This window comes from Acinetobacter sp. SK-43 (genome assembly GCF_015351505.1).
Taxonomy (GTDB): Bacteria; Pseudomonadota; Gammaproteobacteria; order Pseudomonadales; family Moraxellaceae; genus Acinetobacter; species Acinetobacter junii.
Genome location: NZ_JADKPY010000080.1, coordinates 66,993 through 84,001, shown reverse-complemented (window position 1 = coordinate 84,001; position 17,009 = coordinate 66,993). Strand labels below are relative to the sequence as shown.

14 protein-coding genes are annotated in these 17,009 nt (G+C 39.3%); 6 read left to right on the top strand and 8 right to left on the bottom strand.

Annotation, left to right across the window (positions count from 1 at the left end):
• Positions 1 to 34: 34 nt before the first annotated feature.
• From IRT38_RS15290 to IRT38_RS15275, 4 genes are all read left to right on the top strand, one after another.
• Positions 35 to 2,440, top strand: coding sequence for a glucose/quinate/shikimate family membrane-bound PQQ-dependent dehydrogenase (locus IRT38_RS15290; protein ID WP_194598152.1), 2,406 nt, complete (start codon positions 35 to 37; stop codon positions 2,438 to 2,440).
• Between the two features lie 173 nt (positions 2,441 to 2,613).
• Positions 2,614 to 4,257 carry a nitrite/sulfite reductase gene (locus IRT38_RS15285; RefSeq protein WP_004908811.1) on the top strand — a complete coding sequence of 548 codons (1,644 nt, stop codon included), beginning with the start codon at positions 2,614 to 2,616 and terminating at the stop codon, positions 4,255 to 4,257.
• Positions 4,250 to 4,735 (top strand): DUF934 domain-containing protein, encoded by a 486-nt coding sequence (locus IRT38_RS15280; protein WP_151690704.1) that lies wholly within the window; start codon positions 4,250 to 4,252, stop codon positions 4,733 to 4,735. Before IRT38_RS15285 ends, IRT38_RS15280 begins: the two co-directional genes overlap by 8 nt.
• Before the next feature lie 82 nt (positions 4,736 to 4,817).
• On the top strand, positions 4,818 to 5,171 hold the full coding sequence (locus IRT38_RS15275; protein ID WP_004908805.1) for a DMT family transporter: 354 nt from the start codon (positions 4,818 to 4,820) through the stop codon (positions 5,169 to 5,171).
• A gap of 45 nt (positions 5,172 to 5,216) precedes the next feature.
• Here IRT38_RS15275 and IRT38_RS15270 read toward each other — a convergent pair whose 3' ends face one another.
• From IRT38_RS15270 to IRT38_RS15260, 3 genes are all read right to left on the bottom strand, one after another.
• The gene (locus tag IRT38_RS15270) at positions 5,217 to 5,660 is read right to left on the bottom strand and encodes a VOC family protein (protein ID WP_087539796.1); all 444 of its coding nucleotides are present in this window, start codon (positions 5,658 to 5,660) and stop codon (positions 5,217 to 5,219) included.
• Between the two features lie 159 nt (positions 5,661 to 5,819).
• Positions 5,820 to 6,995, bottom strand: a complete 1,176-nt coding sequence (locus IRT38_RS15265) for a thiolase family protein (protein WP_005402111.1) — start codon at positions 6,993 to 6,995, stop codon at positions 5,820 to 5,822.
• A gap of 112 nt (positions 6,996 to 7,107) precedes the next feature.
• Positions 7,108 to 7,620 carry a GspH/FimT family protein gene (locus IRT38_RS15260; RefSeq protein ID WP_004950507.1) on the bottom strand — a complete coding sequence of 171 codons (513 nt, stop codon included), beginning with the start codon at positions 7,618 to 7,620 and terminating at the stop codon, positions 7,108 to 7,110.
• 387 nt (positions 7,621 to 8,007) lie between these two features.
• On the opposite strand from IRT38_RS15260, the gene omp38 reads away from it, so the two are divergent.
• A complete protein-coding gene (gene omp38, locus IRT38_RS15255) occupies positions 8,008 to 9,072 on the top strand; it encodes an outer membrane protein Omp38 (protein WP_004963936.1) in 1,065 nt (354 codons plus the stop codon).
• Between the two features lie 124 nt (positions 9,073 to 9,196).
• Here omp38 and IRT38_RS15250 read toward each other — a convergent pair whose 3' ends face one another.
• From IRT38_RS15250 to IRT38_RS15230, 5 genes are all read right to left on the bottom strand, one after another.
• Positions 9,197 to 9,355, bottom strand: coding sequence for a hypothetical protein (locus IRT38_RS15250; protein ID WP_004963933.1), 159 nt, complete (start codon positions 9,353 to 9,355; stop codon positions 9,197 to 9,199).
• Between the two features lie 4 nt (positions 9,356 to 9,359).
• The gene (locus IRT38_RS15245) at positions 9,360 to 10,565 is read right to left on the bottom strand and encodes an RtcB family protein (RefSeq protein ID WP_125272093.1); all 1,206 of its coding nucleotides are present in this window, start codon (positions 10,563 to 10,565) and stop codon (positions 9,360 to 9,362) included.
• A gap of 251 nt (positions 10,566 to 10,816) precedes the next feature.
• Positions 10,817 to 12,274, bottom strand: coding sequence for an amino acid permease (locus tag IRT38_RS15240; RefSeq protein WP_004950518.1), 1,458 nt, complete (start codon positions 12,272 to 12,274; stop codon positions 10,817 to 10,819).
• Positions 12,275 to 12,336: 62 nt separating this feature from the next.
• Positions 12,337 to 13,362 (bottom strand): class I SAM-dependent methyltransferase, encoded by a 1,026-nt coding sequence (locus IRT38_RS15235; protein WP_005402116.1) that lies wholly within the window; start codon positions 13,360 to 13,362, stop codon positions 12,337 to 12,339.
• 62 nt (positions 13,363 to 13,424) lie between these two features.
• On the bottom strand, positions 13,425 to 14,783 hold the full coding sequence (locus tag IRT38_RS15230; protein WP_194598151.1) for a uracil-xanthine permease family protein: 1,359 nt from the start codon (positions 14,781 to 14,783) through the stop codon (positions 13,425 to 13,427).
• 177 nt (positions 14,784 to 14,960) lie between these two features.
• Here IRT38_RS15230 and typA point away from each other — a divergent pair, with 177 nt between their 5' ends.
• On the top strand, positions 14,961 to 16,796 hold the full coding sequence (gene typA / locus IRT38_RS15225) for a translational GTPase TypA (protein WP_112986186.1): 1,836 nt from the start codon (positions 14,961 to 14,963) through the stop codon (positions 16,794 to 16,796).
• Positions 16,797 to 17,009: the final 213 nt, after the last annotated feature.

Genomic DNA, 17,009 nt, shown 5'->3' with positions numbered 1-17,009 from the left:
CATTCTAATAAATACAAAGATGCAAGGTGATCTTATGAATCAATCTGCTTCAAAATCAGGATTGCGAACGTTGACGGTAATGATCCTTGCCCTCATTGCTTTGTTCCTGCTTATTGGTGGTGTATGGCTCGCAGCTATTGGTGGGTCTTTTTATTATGTGATTGCAGGTGTGTTGTTACTCATCGTAGCAGTACAACTTTATAAGCGTGCTTCTGGTCCGCTATGGGTCTATGCCGCTTTAATGTTAGGAAGTGTGATTTGGGGTGTTTGGGAAGTTGGAACGGACTTCTGGGCACTGGCTCCACGTCTTGATGTTTTGGGGGTGTTGGGTTTGTGGTTGTTAGTACCTGCTGTAACACGAGGTATTGATAAACTTGGCTCAAGTAAGGTTGCGCTATCATCGACTTTAGTTATCGCTATTGTGGTGATGGTGTACTCGATCTTTAATGATCCTCAAGAAATTAATGGTGTGATTCAAACACCTCAACCTGCACAAGCGAAGGCAGTTGATGGTGTAGCACCTGAGGACTGGCCTGCCTATGGTCGTAGTCAAGGAGGGGAGCGTTATTCTCCTCTGACTCAAATTAATGACAAAAATGTCAAAGATTTGAAAGTTGCTTGGACATTCCGTACAGGTGATTTTAGAACTGAAAATGACTCAGGTGAAACAACTAATCAGGTGACACCAATTAAAATCGGCAACAATATGTATATGTGTACGCCACATCAACATTTGATTGCACTTGATCCCGCAACAGGCAAAGAAAAATGGCGTTTTGATCCAAAACTTAAAACGGACAAGACTTTCCAACATTTAACTTGTCGTGGTGTGATGTATTACGATGCTGCAAACACCACTGAGTTTGCAACCAGTTTACAGGCGAAAAAATCAACTTCGACTGAATGTCCTCGTAAAGTTTTTGTTCCGGTTAATGATGGTCGTTTAGTTGCGGTGAACGCAGATACAGGTAAAGCATGTTCTGACTTCGGTCAAAATGGCGAAGTGAATTTACAAGAATTCATGCCATATGCCTATCCAGGTGGCTATAACCCAACTTCACCAGGTGTTGTATCTGGTACTACAGTGGTAATTGCAGGTTCAGTGACCGATAACCATTCGAATAAAGAGCCATCAGGTGTGATTCGTGGTTATGACGTGAATACTGGTAAGTTGCTGTGGGTATTCGATACGGGCGCTGCTGATCCGAATGCAATGCCAGGTCAAGACACAACATTTGTGCATAACTCGCCAAATGCATGGGCGCCACTTGCTTATGATGCAAAATTGGACATCGTCTATGTACCGACAGGTGTAGGTACACCTGATATTTGGGGAGGCGACCGTACTGAGTTGAAAGAGCGCTATGCGAACTCAATGCTGGCGATTAATGCAAGCACAGGTAATCTAGTTTGGAGTTTCCAAACCACACATCATGATTTGTGGGATATGGATGTACCGTCACAACCTTCATTGGCGGATATTCAGGATAAATCTGGTCAAACGGTCCCTGCGATTTATGTCTTAACTAAAACAGGAAATGCCTTTGTTTTAGATCGTCGTAATGGTCAGCCTATAGTACCGATTACTGAAAAACCAGTTCCGCAAACAGTGAAGTGGGGACCACAAACTAAAGGTGAGTTCTATGCTAAAACTCAACCATTCTCTGACTTTAACTTAGCACCTAAAGATAAATTAACAGATAAAGACATGTGGGGTGCCACCATGTTTGACCAGTTAATGTGTCGGGTGAAGTTTAAACGTTTGAATTACGATGGTATTTATACACCACCTTCTGAAAATGGCACTTTAGTATTCCCTGGTAATCTCGGTGTATTCGAATGGGGCGGTATGTCAGTGAATGCTGATCGTCAAGTTGCAGTCATGAACCCGATTGGCTTGCCATTCGTAAGTCGTTTAATTCCAGCAGATCCAAACCGTCAAGCAGTCGCACGTGGTGCGGGTACAGAGCAGGGCATGCAACCGATGTATGGTACGCCATATGGTGTAGATATTAGTCCGTTCCTGTCTCCATTCGGTTTGCCTTGTAAGCAACCTGGTTGGGGCTTTGTTGCTGGTGTGGATTTAAAAACACATGAAGTGGTTTGGAAAAAACGTATTGGTACGATTCGTGATAGTTTGCCAAATCTATTCCAATTACCACCAGTGAAAATTGGAGTACCAGGTTTAGGTGGTTCGATTTCAACAGCAGGTAATGTGATGTTTGTTGGGGCGACTCAAGATAACTACATCCGTGCCTTTAATGTTTCAAATGGCGATAAGTTATGGGAAGCTCGTTTACCTGCAGGTGGTCAGGCAACACCAATGACTTATGAAGCTAACGGTAAGCAATATGTCGTAATTATGGCAGGTGGACACGGTTCATTTGGTACTAAAATGGGTGATTATCTCGTTGCCTATGCTTTACCAGATAAGAACTAATTTCATTTGGAAATTGAATGTAAAAGCTCAGATTCGTCTGGGCTTTTCCTTTTTGTAGTCATTAGATAGGCTTATCAATAAAACCGTTATTAAATATGCAAAAAAAGCATTTTATTGATGAAACAAAGCTCGTTATGCTAAACGCCTTTATAATGAATGACTAGCCATACGCCATGTATTTATATACGGATTTCGATCAACAACTGATTAACCAACGCGTTGCTCAGTTTCGCGATCAAACAGAACGCTATTTAGCAGGAAAATTGACCGAAGACGAATATCGTCCATTACGTTTGCAAAATGGTTTATACGTGCAACGTTATGCGCCGATGCTCCGTATCGCCGTGCCGTATGGCTTGATGAATACTAAACAACTTAGAAAAATTGCTGAAATCGCGACTCAATACGATCGTGGTTATGCTCACGTTTCAACACGTCAAAACATTCAGTTAAACTGGCCGGCATTAGAAAATGTTCCAGATATTTTAGCTGAACTTGCGACAGTGCAAATGCATGCTGTACAAACCTCAGGTAACTGTATCCGTAACACCACCACTGATCAGTTTGCGGGTGTTGTTGCAGGTGAAATTGCTGACCCGCGTCCTACATGCGAATTGATTCGTCAGTGGAGTACATTCCACCCTGAATTTGCATTCTTACCACGTAAGTTCAAAATCGCCGTTTCTGCTCTTGAAGAAAAAGATCGTGCTGCAACAGCATTTCATGATATCGGTGTTTATATCGTACGCAATGATGCTGGTGAGATTGGTTATAAAATTATGGCGGGCGGTGGCTTAGGTCGTACACCAATTATTGGTAGCGTCATTCGTGAGTTCTTACCACGTGAAGATTTGATTGCTTATCTTGAAGCGACTTTGCGTGTATATAACTTACATGGCCGTCGTGATAACAAATATAAAGCACGTATCAAAATTTTAGTTAAAGCACTTACGCCAGAAGTCTTTGCTCAAAAAGTTGAGGCTGAATTTGAGCACACACGTGAAGCTCTAAGAATTCAACCAGAAATCTTAAAAAAATTGGATGAAGAATTTACACCATTCGATTATCAAGACTTAGAAGATGAGGATTTCACAGCATTATTCGCTGAAAATCCAAAGTTCAAACAATGGTACAACGTCAATACTAATGCTCATAAAGTTAAAGGTTATCGTATCGTTACGATTTCTTTGAAGCGTGCTGGTATTGCTCCTGGTGACGTAACATCAGAAGAAATGAACTTAATCGCTGATTTAGCAGATAAGTATACGTTTGGCGAGTTCCGTACTACACATGAACAAAATATTTCATTGGTAGACGTACCACAGAAAAATTTATTTGAATTGTGGCAAACGCTTGAACAGCACAACATGGCTCGTGCACATATTGGTTTTATTACCGATATTATTTGCTGTCCAGGTGGTGATTTCTGTTCATTAGCTAACGCAAAATCAATTCCTATTTCAGAAGCGATCACACGTCGTTTTGAAGATCTTGATACCATTTATAATTTAGGTGAACTAGACCTAAATATCTCAGGATGTATGAATGCTTGTGGTCATCACCATGTAGGCAATATTGGTATTCTTGGTGTAGATAAAAAAGGTGCTGAGTTCTATCAAATCACTTTAGGTGGTAATGCGAATCATGATGCATCTATTGGTGATATTTTAGGACCATCTTTTGCTGCAGATGCTGTACCCGACGTGATCGAGGAAATTTTGAATACTTACCTAGATTTACGTACTGAAGGTGAGCGTTTTATCGATACATACCGTCGTGTAGGGATTCAGCCATTTAAGGAGCGTGCTTATGCTTAATACATCGCTACAAGTGCTTTCTAAAGATGGCACGATTGCAGACAATACTTATCAAGTGATTGCAGAAGATGGAGCAATTCCCCAAGGTGATGTTGTTTTAACAACAGCTCAATTGAATGAATTGCCAAATATACAAGGTAAAAAAGCGTTGTATATCACTGTAAATGATTCACCTGAAACACATCAGTTCCCTTTAAGCGTATTAGATGCAATATTCATTGAATTTGCTGGTTTTAATGATGGTCGTGGATATTCATTCGCAGCATTATTGCGTCGTCAAGGATATCAAGGTGAGTTGCGTGCAGTTGGTGATATCTTTAAAGATGTTTTAAATTATTTAAAACGCTCTGGGTTTGATACCTTTGTAGTAAAAGAAGGTAAAGATATTCAGGAAGCAGCAGCTGGTCTGCAGGACTTTACAAATCCTTATCAAGCTTCAACAGCTGTACCTCAAGCAAGCTATCAAACTGGTGCATAAGCCACCCGTAATCAATAAGCTGAACTAAGGTTCAGCTTTTTTGTTTTGTAAAATTGGATTAATCAAGAGCTGAAAAATAACAATGCTAACTCTCTTATCAAAAATCAATCCAGGTGTAATTTGGCTATTAATCGCTATAGCAACTGATGTACTTTCAACTTTTTATTCAGCCAAAGCAAATGGATTGGTCAATAAGCTGGATCAAGGTATTGCTTTGGTGCTGTATCTTATTTCGTTTACTTGCGCTGCGATTGCTTTGAAATATATGCAAGCAGGAATTTTATATGTACTTTGGTCTGGTATCGGTGTAATTGCCACAGCAGCACTAGCAAAAGTTTTTTTGGGGCAGAATATTGATTTAGCGGGTTGGATTGGAATCGGTTTTATTACCATCGGTTTGATGATAATTGCACAATACTCAAATATTGATGTTTAAAAGTACTATCAAAAAAGTTTCTTTTGATAGTACTTAAGACTTTTCTTATATATCTTCTAACTGACAATTCACCATCCATTTAATGCCGAACTGATCAGTAAAAGCACCGTAAAGCGCACCCCAGAAAGTTCTCTCAAGTTGCATTTCAATATGACCATGAACGGAAAGCTGATTGAATAGACGGCGTGCCTCAGTTTCATCATGTTCAATATTAATAGAAATATAATGATTGTTTCCTTGAATAAAACCTGCATTTGGGGCACAGAATTGATCGTTTACATCTGATCCCATTAATACTGTATATTCATTGATTGGTAAAGATACATGTAAAATTAAGCTTTTATCTGCCTCAGATAAAGTTACACCTTCTGTCGGTGGCATATCTCCATAACGGCTAATCATTGCAAATTCACCGCCAAAAACTGATTGATAAAAAATAAAAGCTTGTTCTGTTTGTCCTTTAAAGTTCAAATAGTGATTGAGTTGCATTTTTTGCTCCTTGTTGTTTTTTTATACACTGCATAACGTACCGATATTTGAACGCTGGGTGAATTATTTTTTGTAATTATAGAAAACAGAAATCCTGTATATAGCAGGATTTCTGTTGCAACCTTACTATTATTTAATAGTAAGGTTCACACGTTATTTTTAGAGTAGTTCAATCGCAACAGCAGTCGCTTCACCACCACCGATACATAATGCTGCAACGCCTTTCTTACCGCCAGTACGCTTGAGTGCGTGGATTAATGTAAGAATGATACGTGATCCCGTAGAACCAACAGGGTGGCCTAAAGCACAAGCACCACCATTGATATTCACTTTTTCAGCATCTAGTTTAAAGTCATCGATTGGGCACATTGTCACCATAGCAAAAGCTTCATTGATTTCCCAAAGATCAACTTCTTGTGCATCCCAACCTGCTTTCTTCAATACTTTCTCAATCGCACCAACAGGAGCAATTGTGAATTCAGAAGGGTGTTGAGAGTTAGAAGCCGTAGCGATGATTTTTGCTAAAGGTTGTAAACCACGTGCAGAAGCAACATCTGCTGAAGTAAGTACAAGTGCAGAAGCACCATCAGAGATAGAGCTTGCATTTGCAGCGGTAATTGTACCGTCTTTTGCAAATGCAGGTTTCAAACTTGGAATTTTATCAATTTTTGCATTTAATGGTTGTTCATCTTGATCAACAACAACATCACCTTTACGGCTAGAAACAGTTACTGGAACGATTTCATCTTTGAAATAACCTTCAGTAATTGCTTTTTGTGCACGTTGTAAAGAGCGAATTGCAAAGTCATCCATTTGCTGACGGGTATAGCCACGAGTATTTGCCATATCTTGTGCAAATGAACCCATTAAACGACCTGTTTCAGCATCTTCTAGACCATCAAAGAACATATGATCTTTAATTTCACCATGACCCATGCGGTAACCTGCACGGGCTTTTGGTAAGACGTAAGGAGCATTGGTCATTGACTCCATACCGCCAGCAACAACGATCTCTGCGCTACCTGCTTTGATCATATCTGCTGCTTGCATCACTGCTTTCATACCAGAGCCACACAATTTGTTAATTGTTACAGCACCTGTAGAGTCAGGTAAGCCTGCTTTACGCATTGCTTGGCGCGCAGGTCCTTGTTTTAGTCCCGCTGGAAGAACACAACCCATGATAACTTCTTCAACATCAGTTGGTTGTAAGCCTGAACGTGCGATCGCTTCTTTGATCGTGATAGCGCCTAATTCAGGTGCTGTGGCACTCGATAAAGCACCTTGGAAGCCGCCCATAGCTGTACGAGCGCCATTTACAATTACGATGTCAGTCATTGTATGTCTCCAGACTTATAATTTGCTGAGAATGTTCAAAACCTATGCAGTATATTAAAAAAACTCTGTCAATAAAGTGTTTTACATCGTATTCGCTAGACTGAGGAGTTTTTTAGCAGGTGGAAATTTCTTGAGTACGAACATGCCCCATATTACTTAAGATGATTTGGACATGGTGGTTTGATCGACTAGAACAATAATAGAAACTGCCATTTGAACCACGTGGTAACCCCGTATCTCCCTGAAAGGTGAGTGAGTTAATATTTAGAGTTCCACGCCATGCCAATGAGCCATATTTAGGTTGGACTGGATTTGAATACAGAATAGTTTCTGTGTTATCACGTCTTTTATTACGATTAGCGTCAAGGAAACCAATAAATCCATGATTCCAATCGCTACTACAAGAACTAAAGTCTTGAGTTGCACACAACGTCACATTTTTCTGATGAGTCTGTGCATCGGATTTGGCTTTTTGTATGTAAATTGTGAGAGTCTTTTTAATTTGTTCTACTTCATTTGAAATTAATATTTCGATGAAATATGGATGTGCTAGGCTGACTAAAATTGCGGAAATTGCAATCGTTATGATGATTTCAGGCAGCGTAAAGCCGGAAAATTTAAACATAATATTACCTGTTGGTGTTTCTGTAATTTTTTTATTAACAAAGTGTTAAGTAATTACTGTATTTATTAAATTAAGTTTAGTATTAGAAAACTAACCATTACTTCATCAAGCAAATACTGCTAAAATTGAAGAAAGCGAACAATAAGCTATTCGAGCTTTAGAGTTGAATTGAAAATTTACTGAACTACAACGGAAATTGTAAGAAATTTTGTCAATAATTTACGAGGTTAAAGTTATCAAGCACTTGGAAAATTCATCAAGTGTTTGTATGATTCAAAGTGAAGTGAATAGCTTAAAAATAATACTGTGAACACTTCTGTGTTTATGGGGCCAAAACTCATAGGCTAAGCTTGAACAACAAACAATTGTTATCTCTGGAGGATATCCATGAAATTGAGTCGTATTGCACTTGCTATGCTTGTTGCTGCTCCTTTAGCTGCTGCTAATGCGGGTGTAACAGTAACTCCATTAATGCTTGGTTACACATTCCAAGATTCTAAGCACAACAACAGCACTGAAAACTTAACAAATGCTGGTGAGTTACAGGACGATTTATTCGTTGGTGCAGCTCTTGGTGTTGAATTAACACCTTGGTTGGGTTTTGAAACTGAATACAACCAAGTTAAAGGTGACGTTACTAGTGCAGCACCGAATGGTGAATACAAGCAACAACAAATCAACGGTAACTTCTATGTTACTTCTGATCTAATCACTAAAAACTACGATAGCAAAATCAAGCCATACGTATTATTAGGTGCTGGTCATTATAAATATTCTTTCACTGATGCTAACGAAGCTCAATTGGGTCGTGTTGGTCGTGGTTTGAAAGAAGAAGGTACTTTAGGTAATGCTGGTTTTGGTGCTTTCTGGCGCTTAAATGATGCTTTATCTCTTCGTACAGAAGCTCGTGGTACTTATAATATCGATGAAGACTTCTGGAACTACACAGCTCTTGCTGGTTTAAACGTAGTTCTTGGCGGTCACTTGAAGCCAGCTGCCCCAGTAGTAGAAGTTGCTCCAGTTGAACCAGTACCAGTTCAACCACAGCCGCAGCCACAAGAATTGACTGAAGACCTTAACATGGAACTTCGTGTATTCTTTGATACGAACAAGTCTGACATCAAGCCACAATACAAATCTGAAATTGCTAAAGTTGCAGAGAAGTTAGCTGAATACCCGAATGCGACTGCTCGTATTGAAGGTCACACAGATAACACTGGTCCACGTAAGTTAAACGAACGTTTATCTTTAGCTCGTGCTAACTCTGTTAAATCAGCTCTTGTAAACGAATACAACGTTGATGCATCTCGTTTGTCTACTCAAGGTTTCGCTTGGGATCAACCGATTGCTGACAACAAAACTAAAGAAGGTCGTGCTATGAACCGTCGCGTATTCGCTGCGATCACTGGTAGCCGTACTGTTTTAGTTCAACCAGGTCAACAAGCTCAATAATTGAGTTTTTGAACTAAAAAAAGCGACTCTTATGAGTCGCTTTTTTATTGCCAAATTTAAGATAAATAAACATTTTAATTCTCCACACTTTTGAATCTTATATATTCAAGATTTAAGATAAAAATTACCAAACACCTTTACTTAGTTGTTGTTTGGTTTGTTGACGATCCCGACGATGTTGTGCACGAGGCTTCTCAGTTTCATGTATTCCACCTTTCTGTAGTAAAGGGGATAATGCGACGGGATTGCGAACTTTGATTTTAGGCATTTCTTTAAGTTTCATTTATTTAACCTTTTATACATAGAACTTGTTTAAGCGTGTGAATGATCTCGATGAGATCCGATTGATTCTGCATGACTTGATCGATGTCTTTATAAGCGCTAGGAATTTCATCAATTACACTTGGATCTTTTCGACATTCGATTCCTCGAGTTTGTTGAATTAAATCATCTTGGCTAAATAACAATTTTGCCTTATGACGACTCATTCTCCGACCTGCACCATGTGAACATGAGCAGAATGCTTCAGGATTTGCTTTACCTTTAACAATATAAGAACGTGTACCCATAGAACCAGGAATAATTCCTAATTCATCAAGTCCAGCACGAATTGCACCTTTACGTGTTATAAAAAGATCTTCACCGAAATGATTCTCTCGACTGACATAATTGTGGTGGCAATTTATAGCTTCTTTAGTGAGTTGAAAGGGTGGAAGTAGGGGGCGAATGGCTTCTAAAATTAATCGCATCATTTCACGACGATTTTCAAAAGCATATTCTTGAGCCCATTCAACGGCTTCAACATAATCATTAAAACTACATGATCCTTCTGCGAAATAACTTAAATTTTTATCAGGAACATGACCAAAGCGATGTTGAGCTTCTTTCTTGGCCAGTTCGATAAAATACGTGCCGATCACATTACCTAATCCACGACTACCAGAATGTAACATGACCCAAACATCTTGATTTTCGTCTAAGCAGAGTTCAATAAAATGGTTGCCACCACCTAAAGTTCCAAGTTGTTTTTGCCAAGTTAAATCAAAATTTCTGAGCATTCTTATTAAACCAGGATGTTTTTTTACGATTGGTTGTAAGCGTTTTTCTAACGGAATAATGCTAGATGCTTTCGCTTTAACTTGTTTATGTAACTCAAATCCTACGGGAACTTTTCGTTCGATTGCATTACGCAATGATGAAAGATTATCAGGAAGTTGCGAAGCTTTTAAATTGAGTCGAATCGCATTCATACCACAGCCAATATCTACGCCCACAGCTGCGGGTATAATTGCATGTTTAGTTGGTATAACGCTTCCGACTGTCGCACCTTTACCAACATGTACATCGGGCATGACTGCAATATGAGAATAAACAAATTGCAGCTGTGCCATCTTCTTCAGTTGTTCAATGCTCTCATTATCAATATCGTTAGTGAATATCTTCACAGGTACACCGTATTGAGCTTCAGCATTGAGTATTTTTTGTATGCCCATTTTTATTTCTCGATTAGCGAAATTTCTGTCCGAATAGGCATAAAAAAACCTAGCGAATGCTAGGTTTAGAAGAGCATTCGGACAAGTGATCATTTGATTTGTCACTTGTCCGTGAGACGACACAGTGCCAAATCTTAAAGTGTTTTCCTTTGTAGTAATGGCATGTGTGTCCTCCTATATAAATTGCCGATGAAAATATGAGCGTGAATTTTACTCTTATTTCTCAAAGGGTCAAGTGAAATTAAGATTTATTATTCACCTTCTTTCACATTCATCTCTTTGTAAGCAATGAGTTTGGTCTTGTGTTTCCACTTATACCCTAACCAAATTGCAAGAAATAGCGGAATACTGATATAGGTTGAAAGTAGTCCTAACCAGTCAATTTTTCCACCAATCAGGGCTTGATAGTTCTGACCTAAAATAATGATGGAACAGAGAATAAATGCAAACCACGGTGCAAATGGAAAGAATTTTGCACGATAAGCGAGGTCTTCTAACTTATGACCTTGAGCTAAATAGCCTTTGCGGAAACGATAATGTGATATTGCTATGCCTAGCCAGACGATAAATCCACACATCCCAGACATATTAAGTAACCAGTTAAAAACTTGTTGCTCACCGATAAATGTCGTTAGGAAACATAATGCTGCAACTGCTGTAGTTGCATACAGTGCATTCATTGGAACGCCACGTGTATCTAATTTGGAGAACCACTTTGGCGCACGACCTTCTTTAGCCATATCAAATAGCATACGGGTAGAAGAGTACATTCCAGAGTTACCCGCAGATAAAATTGCACTCAGAATAACTGCATTCATTAAGCTTGCAGCAAATGCGAATCCTGCTTTTTCATAGAGAAGAGTAAATGGAGAAAGTGCAATATTTTCACTTTCTGCGGCATGCAGTAACAAAGGATTATCGTAGCTGACCAGTGTACCAATGATGAAAATACACAAAATATAGAAAAGTAGAATTCGCCAAAAAATCTGTTTGATCGCCAAAGGAATCGTTTTCTTAGGATCTTTTGATTCACCAGCAGCTACACCGACCATTTCAGTACCTTGAAATGAGAACCCTGCGATCATTGCAACACCAACCAGTGCTTGTAATCCACCAACGAATGGCGCATCACCTTTAGTCCAGTTGCTAAATGCAGAAACATTTGGAGTCAGCATAATTTTTGCAATCATTGCGATACCGATGATGATAAATACAATAATGGCAATAACTTTAATCATTGAAAACCAGAATTCACTTTCACCAAAGCCTTTGACCGTCATTGCATTGATTGCAAAGATCACAGCCAAAAATACAGCACTCCAATAGAAGCCAGAAATTTCTGGAAACCAAAATTTCATGATGAATTGGACGGCTACTAATTCAAATGCGACTGTAATCGCCCAGTTGTACCAATAGTTCCATCCTAAAGCAAAACCAAAACCTTCTTCTACATAGCGACTACCATAGGTGAAGAAAGCACCAGAACTTGGGTTATGAGTTGCAAGCTCACCTAAACTAGTCATCAAGAAATAAATCATGATTCCAATAAGTGCATAGGCGAGTAGCGCACCGCCAGGACCTGCGGTAGCAATCGTAGAACCTGAAGCAAGGAATAAGCCTGTACCAATCGATCCACCGATGGCAATCATATTGAGATGGCGTGCCCCAAGCTTACGCTGTAGGTGTTGAGGAGCAGAAATATCGCTCATAAGATTTCCTTAAACCGAATAAGGGTCAGTTGACACTTAAAATTACGTGTTAGGTTGAGATGTCAACCAACCTTGCCTGCACAGGCATATAATACTTTGAATCCCTGCTGATCAGCTTTCACTTCACATTGACCAAATTGTTGTTCAATGAGGGGAGGATAATTGAGAAAGCGATTGGCTACGATCCACAGTTCACCCGAACTTTTTAAATGCGATTTTGCTAAGCGACACAGAGTTTCACTTGCATCGTAATTAGTATGTATGCCTTGATGAAATGGTGGATTACTTACAATTGCATCCAAATCTTGAGGGGCGTCACTAAAGCCAGTAACTGGTTCAAGATTTAAATTTTCCAAGTTTAAGCCATTCTGTTCAAATGTGAACTTGGTTGACTGTAATGCAAAGGCATCAACATCAAGTGCAAAAATATGCTGTTCTGGGTTTAATTTGGCTAGATAGGCACTAATCACGCCAGCGCCGCAACCAAAGTCGGCAATCTTACCTGATTTTACTTCTTGAAGGTAAGGGAGCAAAACTGCTGTACCTACATCCAAATGATCTTGACTAAATACACCAGGAAGTGCGCAAATCGTGAGTGATTGCTGGTCGATTTGAATCGTATAGGTTTTTAACCAGTCTCGTAGTGATTTAGGTTGTGCTAATTTTTCGAGTGGCATCTGCCAAAGTTGGCAATGGCGTGCACTATCTAATTTGATAGCTTTTCCATATTGCTGTAATTGTTTAGCAGCACGTTCAATCCCACCTTTTTTCTCACCAACTAAAAAGACTGATTGACCTAGCTCTAAATGGCTGGCAACAGTATGCAAAATATAGTTTAAAAGCTCTTTTGATTTTGGAACAAAAATAACCACCTGATCATAGCGATTTGCTGGAAAATCAACGCAAAAATTTGATTTTATTTCTGCGTTTAGAAAGCCTTGATGATCTGCAAAGTTCCATGTCCAAACGGAAGCTTCGACTTCGACGGGTAAGCTTTTTACGAGCTGATCATTTGGGGCATTGATGAATAAAACTTGCCCTTTTAAATAATCTTGTTGACGTATGACAACTTCACTACGTGGATCCATATTGATCTCTCATCAAAAACAAAGCCCAGTCGTGAAACTGGGCACTTGCAATTGTTAACGAATTATTTTTGAGTTTCAGGTAAAACAATATTCAAAATCAAGGCTGCAATACCACCTGTTGCAACACCTGAGCTGAAAATATTTTTAAATAATTCAGGAAGGTGTTCTAGGATTTGTGGTACTTGTGCTACCCCTAAGCCTAGTGCTAATGAGATTGCAATAATTAACAATGCACGACGATCTAAATGGATCGTTGATAAAATATTAATACCAGATGCAGCCACGGCACCGAACATCACCATCACAGCACCGCCAAGTACCGCTTGTGGAACCGCTTGAATCACAGCAGCCACAGCAGGGAATAAACCTAATAAGATCAATAATGCTGCAATCCAAAGACCTACATAACGGCTCGCAACACCAGTCAACTGGATCACACCATTATTTTGTGCAAATACAGAACTTGGAAAAGTATTGAAAATACCTGCTAAGAAAGAGTTGGCACCATTAACTAGAACACCACCTTTGATGCGTTGCATCCAAATGGGGCCATCTACAGGTTGATTGGAAATTTTGCTGGTTGCTGTGACATCACCAATTGCTTCTAGAGAAGTTACTAGATAAATAAAAGCCATTGGAATAAACAAGCTCCAAGAAAAGCTCAATCCAAAATGCATTGGTGTTGGGATTTGAATAATCGGGGCTTCTTGTAATACGGAAAAGTTTAAATGTCCCATAAATCCAGCAAGTACATAACCGATGACTAAAGCGATCAAAATTGCTGAACTTTTCACCCAAATAATGCGAATTCTATTCAGTAAAATGATAATCCCCAAAACTGTACATGACATAATGAGATTATCTGCGTTTGCAAAGGTATTATCCTGCATTGCGGTATAACCACCACCCATGCTAATCAGTCCTTCTTTGATCAATGTTAGACCAATCAACAGAACGACGATTCCTGTAACGAGAGGAGTAATCAGCTTTTTTACCCAAGGTAAAATTTGAGATACGCCCATTTCGATAAATGAACCAGCGATTACGACACCAAAAATGGCAGCCATAACTTGTTCGACAGGTGTGCCAGCGGCTACCATTGCGCTACCTATACCAATGATAGGACCAATGAAATTAAAGCTAGTTCCTTGAACAATAAGTAATCCAGCGCCAAATGGACCAACTTTCTTACATTGCAAGAAAGTCGCGATCCCTGAAATGATTAATGACATAGAAAGAATCATATTGGTGTCTTCGCGAGACACACCTAATGCCAAACAAATCAATAATCCAGGGGTGACAATTGGCACTAAAATCGCTAAAAGATGTTGAAGCGCCGCTAAAAAAGCAATAAAAGGTTTCAGTCGATCATTTAGCCCATAGACTAGATCGAGCGGTTGTTCAGAGTGGGGATTTGACATGGGAGCATAAAAAAGCGGTAAGCATTAGTTGATTATTCTAATAGACTTAGACTACTTTACCAACGATTCTGTAACTATTCGTCAGAAAAAAATTGCTCTGTCAATAAACTGTCACTACTAAACTTTAGTATTTTTCTGTATAATTTGCCCTCAAATTTAAAGCGTATCGAATTTTACATGTCAGATATTAAAACTCTCCGTAACATTGCCATTATTGCGCACGTCGATCATGGTAAAACGACTCTTGTAGACAAACTTTTACAACAATCAGGTGCTCTTGGTGATCGCGCAGGCGAGATTGAACGTGTTATGGATTCTAACGCGCTTGAGTCTGAACGTGGTATTACCATTCTTGCGAAAAACACTGCAATCAAATGGTTAGATAAGCGTACTGATACTGAATACCGTATCAATATCGTGGATACCCCGGGACACGCAGACTTCGGTGGCGAAGTTGAACGTGTAATGTCGATGGTTGACTGTGTATTGCTTCTTGTTGACTCACAAGAAGGTCCAATGCCACAAACTCGTTTCGTAACGCAAAAAGCGTTCGCACGTGGTTTGAAGCCAATCGTAATCATTAACAAAGTTGACAAGCCAAGCGCTCGTTGTGACTGGGTTATTGATCAAGTATTCGACTTATTTGATAACTTAGGTGCATCTGATGAGCAATTGGACTTCCCAGTTGTTTATGCTTCAGGTCTTCGTGGTGTGGCTGGTCCATCACCAGAAGAATTAGCAGATGATATGACACCGTTGTTTGAAACGATTGTTGATATCGTAGAACCACCAGCAGTTGATGTTGATGGTCCATTCCAGATGCAGATTTCATCACTTGACTATAACAGCTTCGTCGGTGTTATCGGTGTTGGTCGTATTCAACGTGGTTCTGTAAAATTAAACACTCAAGTCACTGTAATTGATAAGGATGGTAAGACACGTAATGGTCGTATCCTTAAAATCATGGGTTACCACGGTCTAGAGCGTGTTGATGTTGAATCTGCTTCTGCTGGTGATATCGTTTGTATCACAGGTATTGATGCACTCAATATTTCTGACACGATTTGTGATCCGAAAAATGTTGAAGCATTACCTGCATTGTCTGTTGATGAACCTACAGTTTCGATGACGTTCCAAGTGAACAACTCACCATTTGCGGGTAAAGAAGGTAAATTCGTTACTTCACGTAATATCCGTGAACGTCTTGATCGTGAATTGATTCACAACGTTGCATTACGTGTTGAAGATACTGATAGTCCAGACCGTTTCAAAGTTTCAGGTCGTGGTGAACTTCACCTTTCAGTATTGATTGAAAACATGCGTCGTGAAGGCTTTGAAATGGGCGTATCACGTCCACAAGTCATCATGAAAGAAATCGATGGTGAAAAACAAGAGCCATACGAAAACGTAACTTTTGACGTTGAAGAACAGCATCAAGGTTCTGTAATGGAACAAATGGGCTTCCGTAAAGGCGAAATGACCAATATGGAAGTTGACGGTAAAGGCCGTATCCGTATTGAAGCAACTGTACCTTCACGTGGCTTGATTGGTTTCCGTTCTGAATTCTTAACCATGACTTCTGGTACAGGGATCATGACATCAAGCTTCTCGCATTACGGTCCAGCGAAAGCAGGTACTGTTGCGAAACGTCAAAATGGTGTGTTGATTTCTATGGTTCAAGGGACTTGCTTGGGCTATGCACTCTTTACACTTCAAGACCGTGGTCGTTTATTTGCTAAGCCACAGCTTGAAGTATATGAAGGCATGATCATTGGTATTAACTCACGTTCAGATGATATGGTTGTTAACCCAACCAAAGCGAAGCAATTAACCAACGTTCGTGCATCAGGTACTGATGAAGCACTGACTTTAACACCTGCATTGGAATATACGCTAGAACAAGCGCTTGAATTCATTGAAGATGATGAGTTAGTTGAAGTAACACCAAAATCAATTCGTATTCGTAAGCGTTACTTGACTGAAAACGAACGTAAGCGTAACCGTGATAAATAATTTTTCTTAACTGAAAAAGAAAAAACCGCTAATTCTATTTAGCGGTTTTTTATTATATAAGATAAATGAATACATCATGCTTAAGTTCATATTTTTATTACAATAAAATATGTTGTTAAAGTGTGAAATAACTTTGTTTTTTTTAGAATAATATTAAATTATCAATATTATGATGAATAACTGTGCCTATGTAATAAACAATGCAAAAGTAGG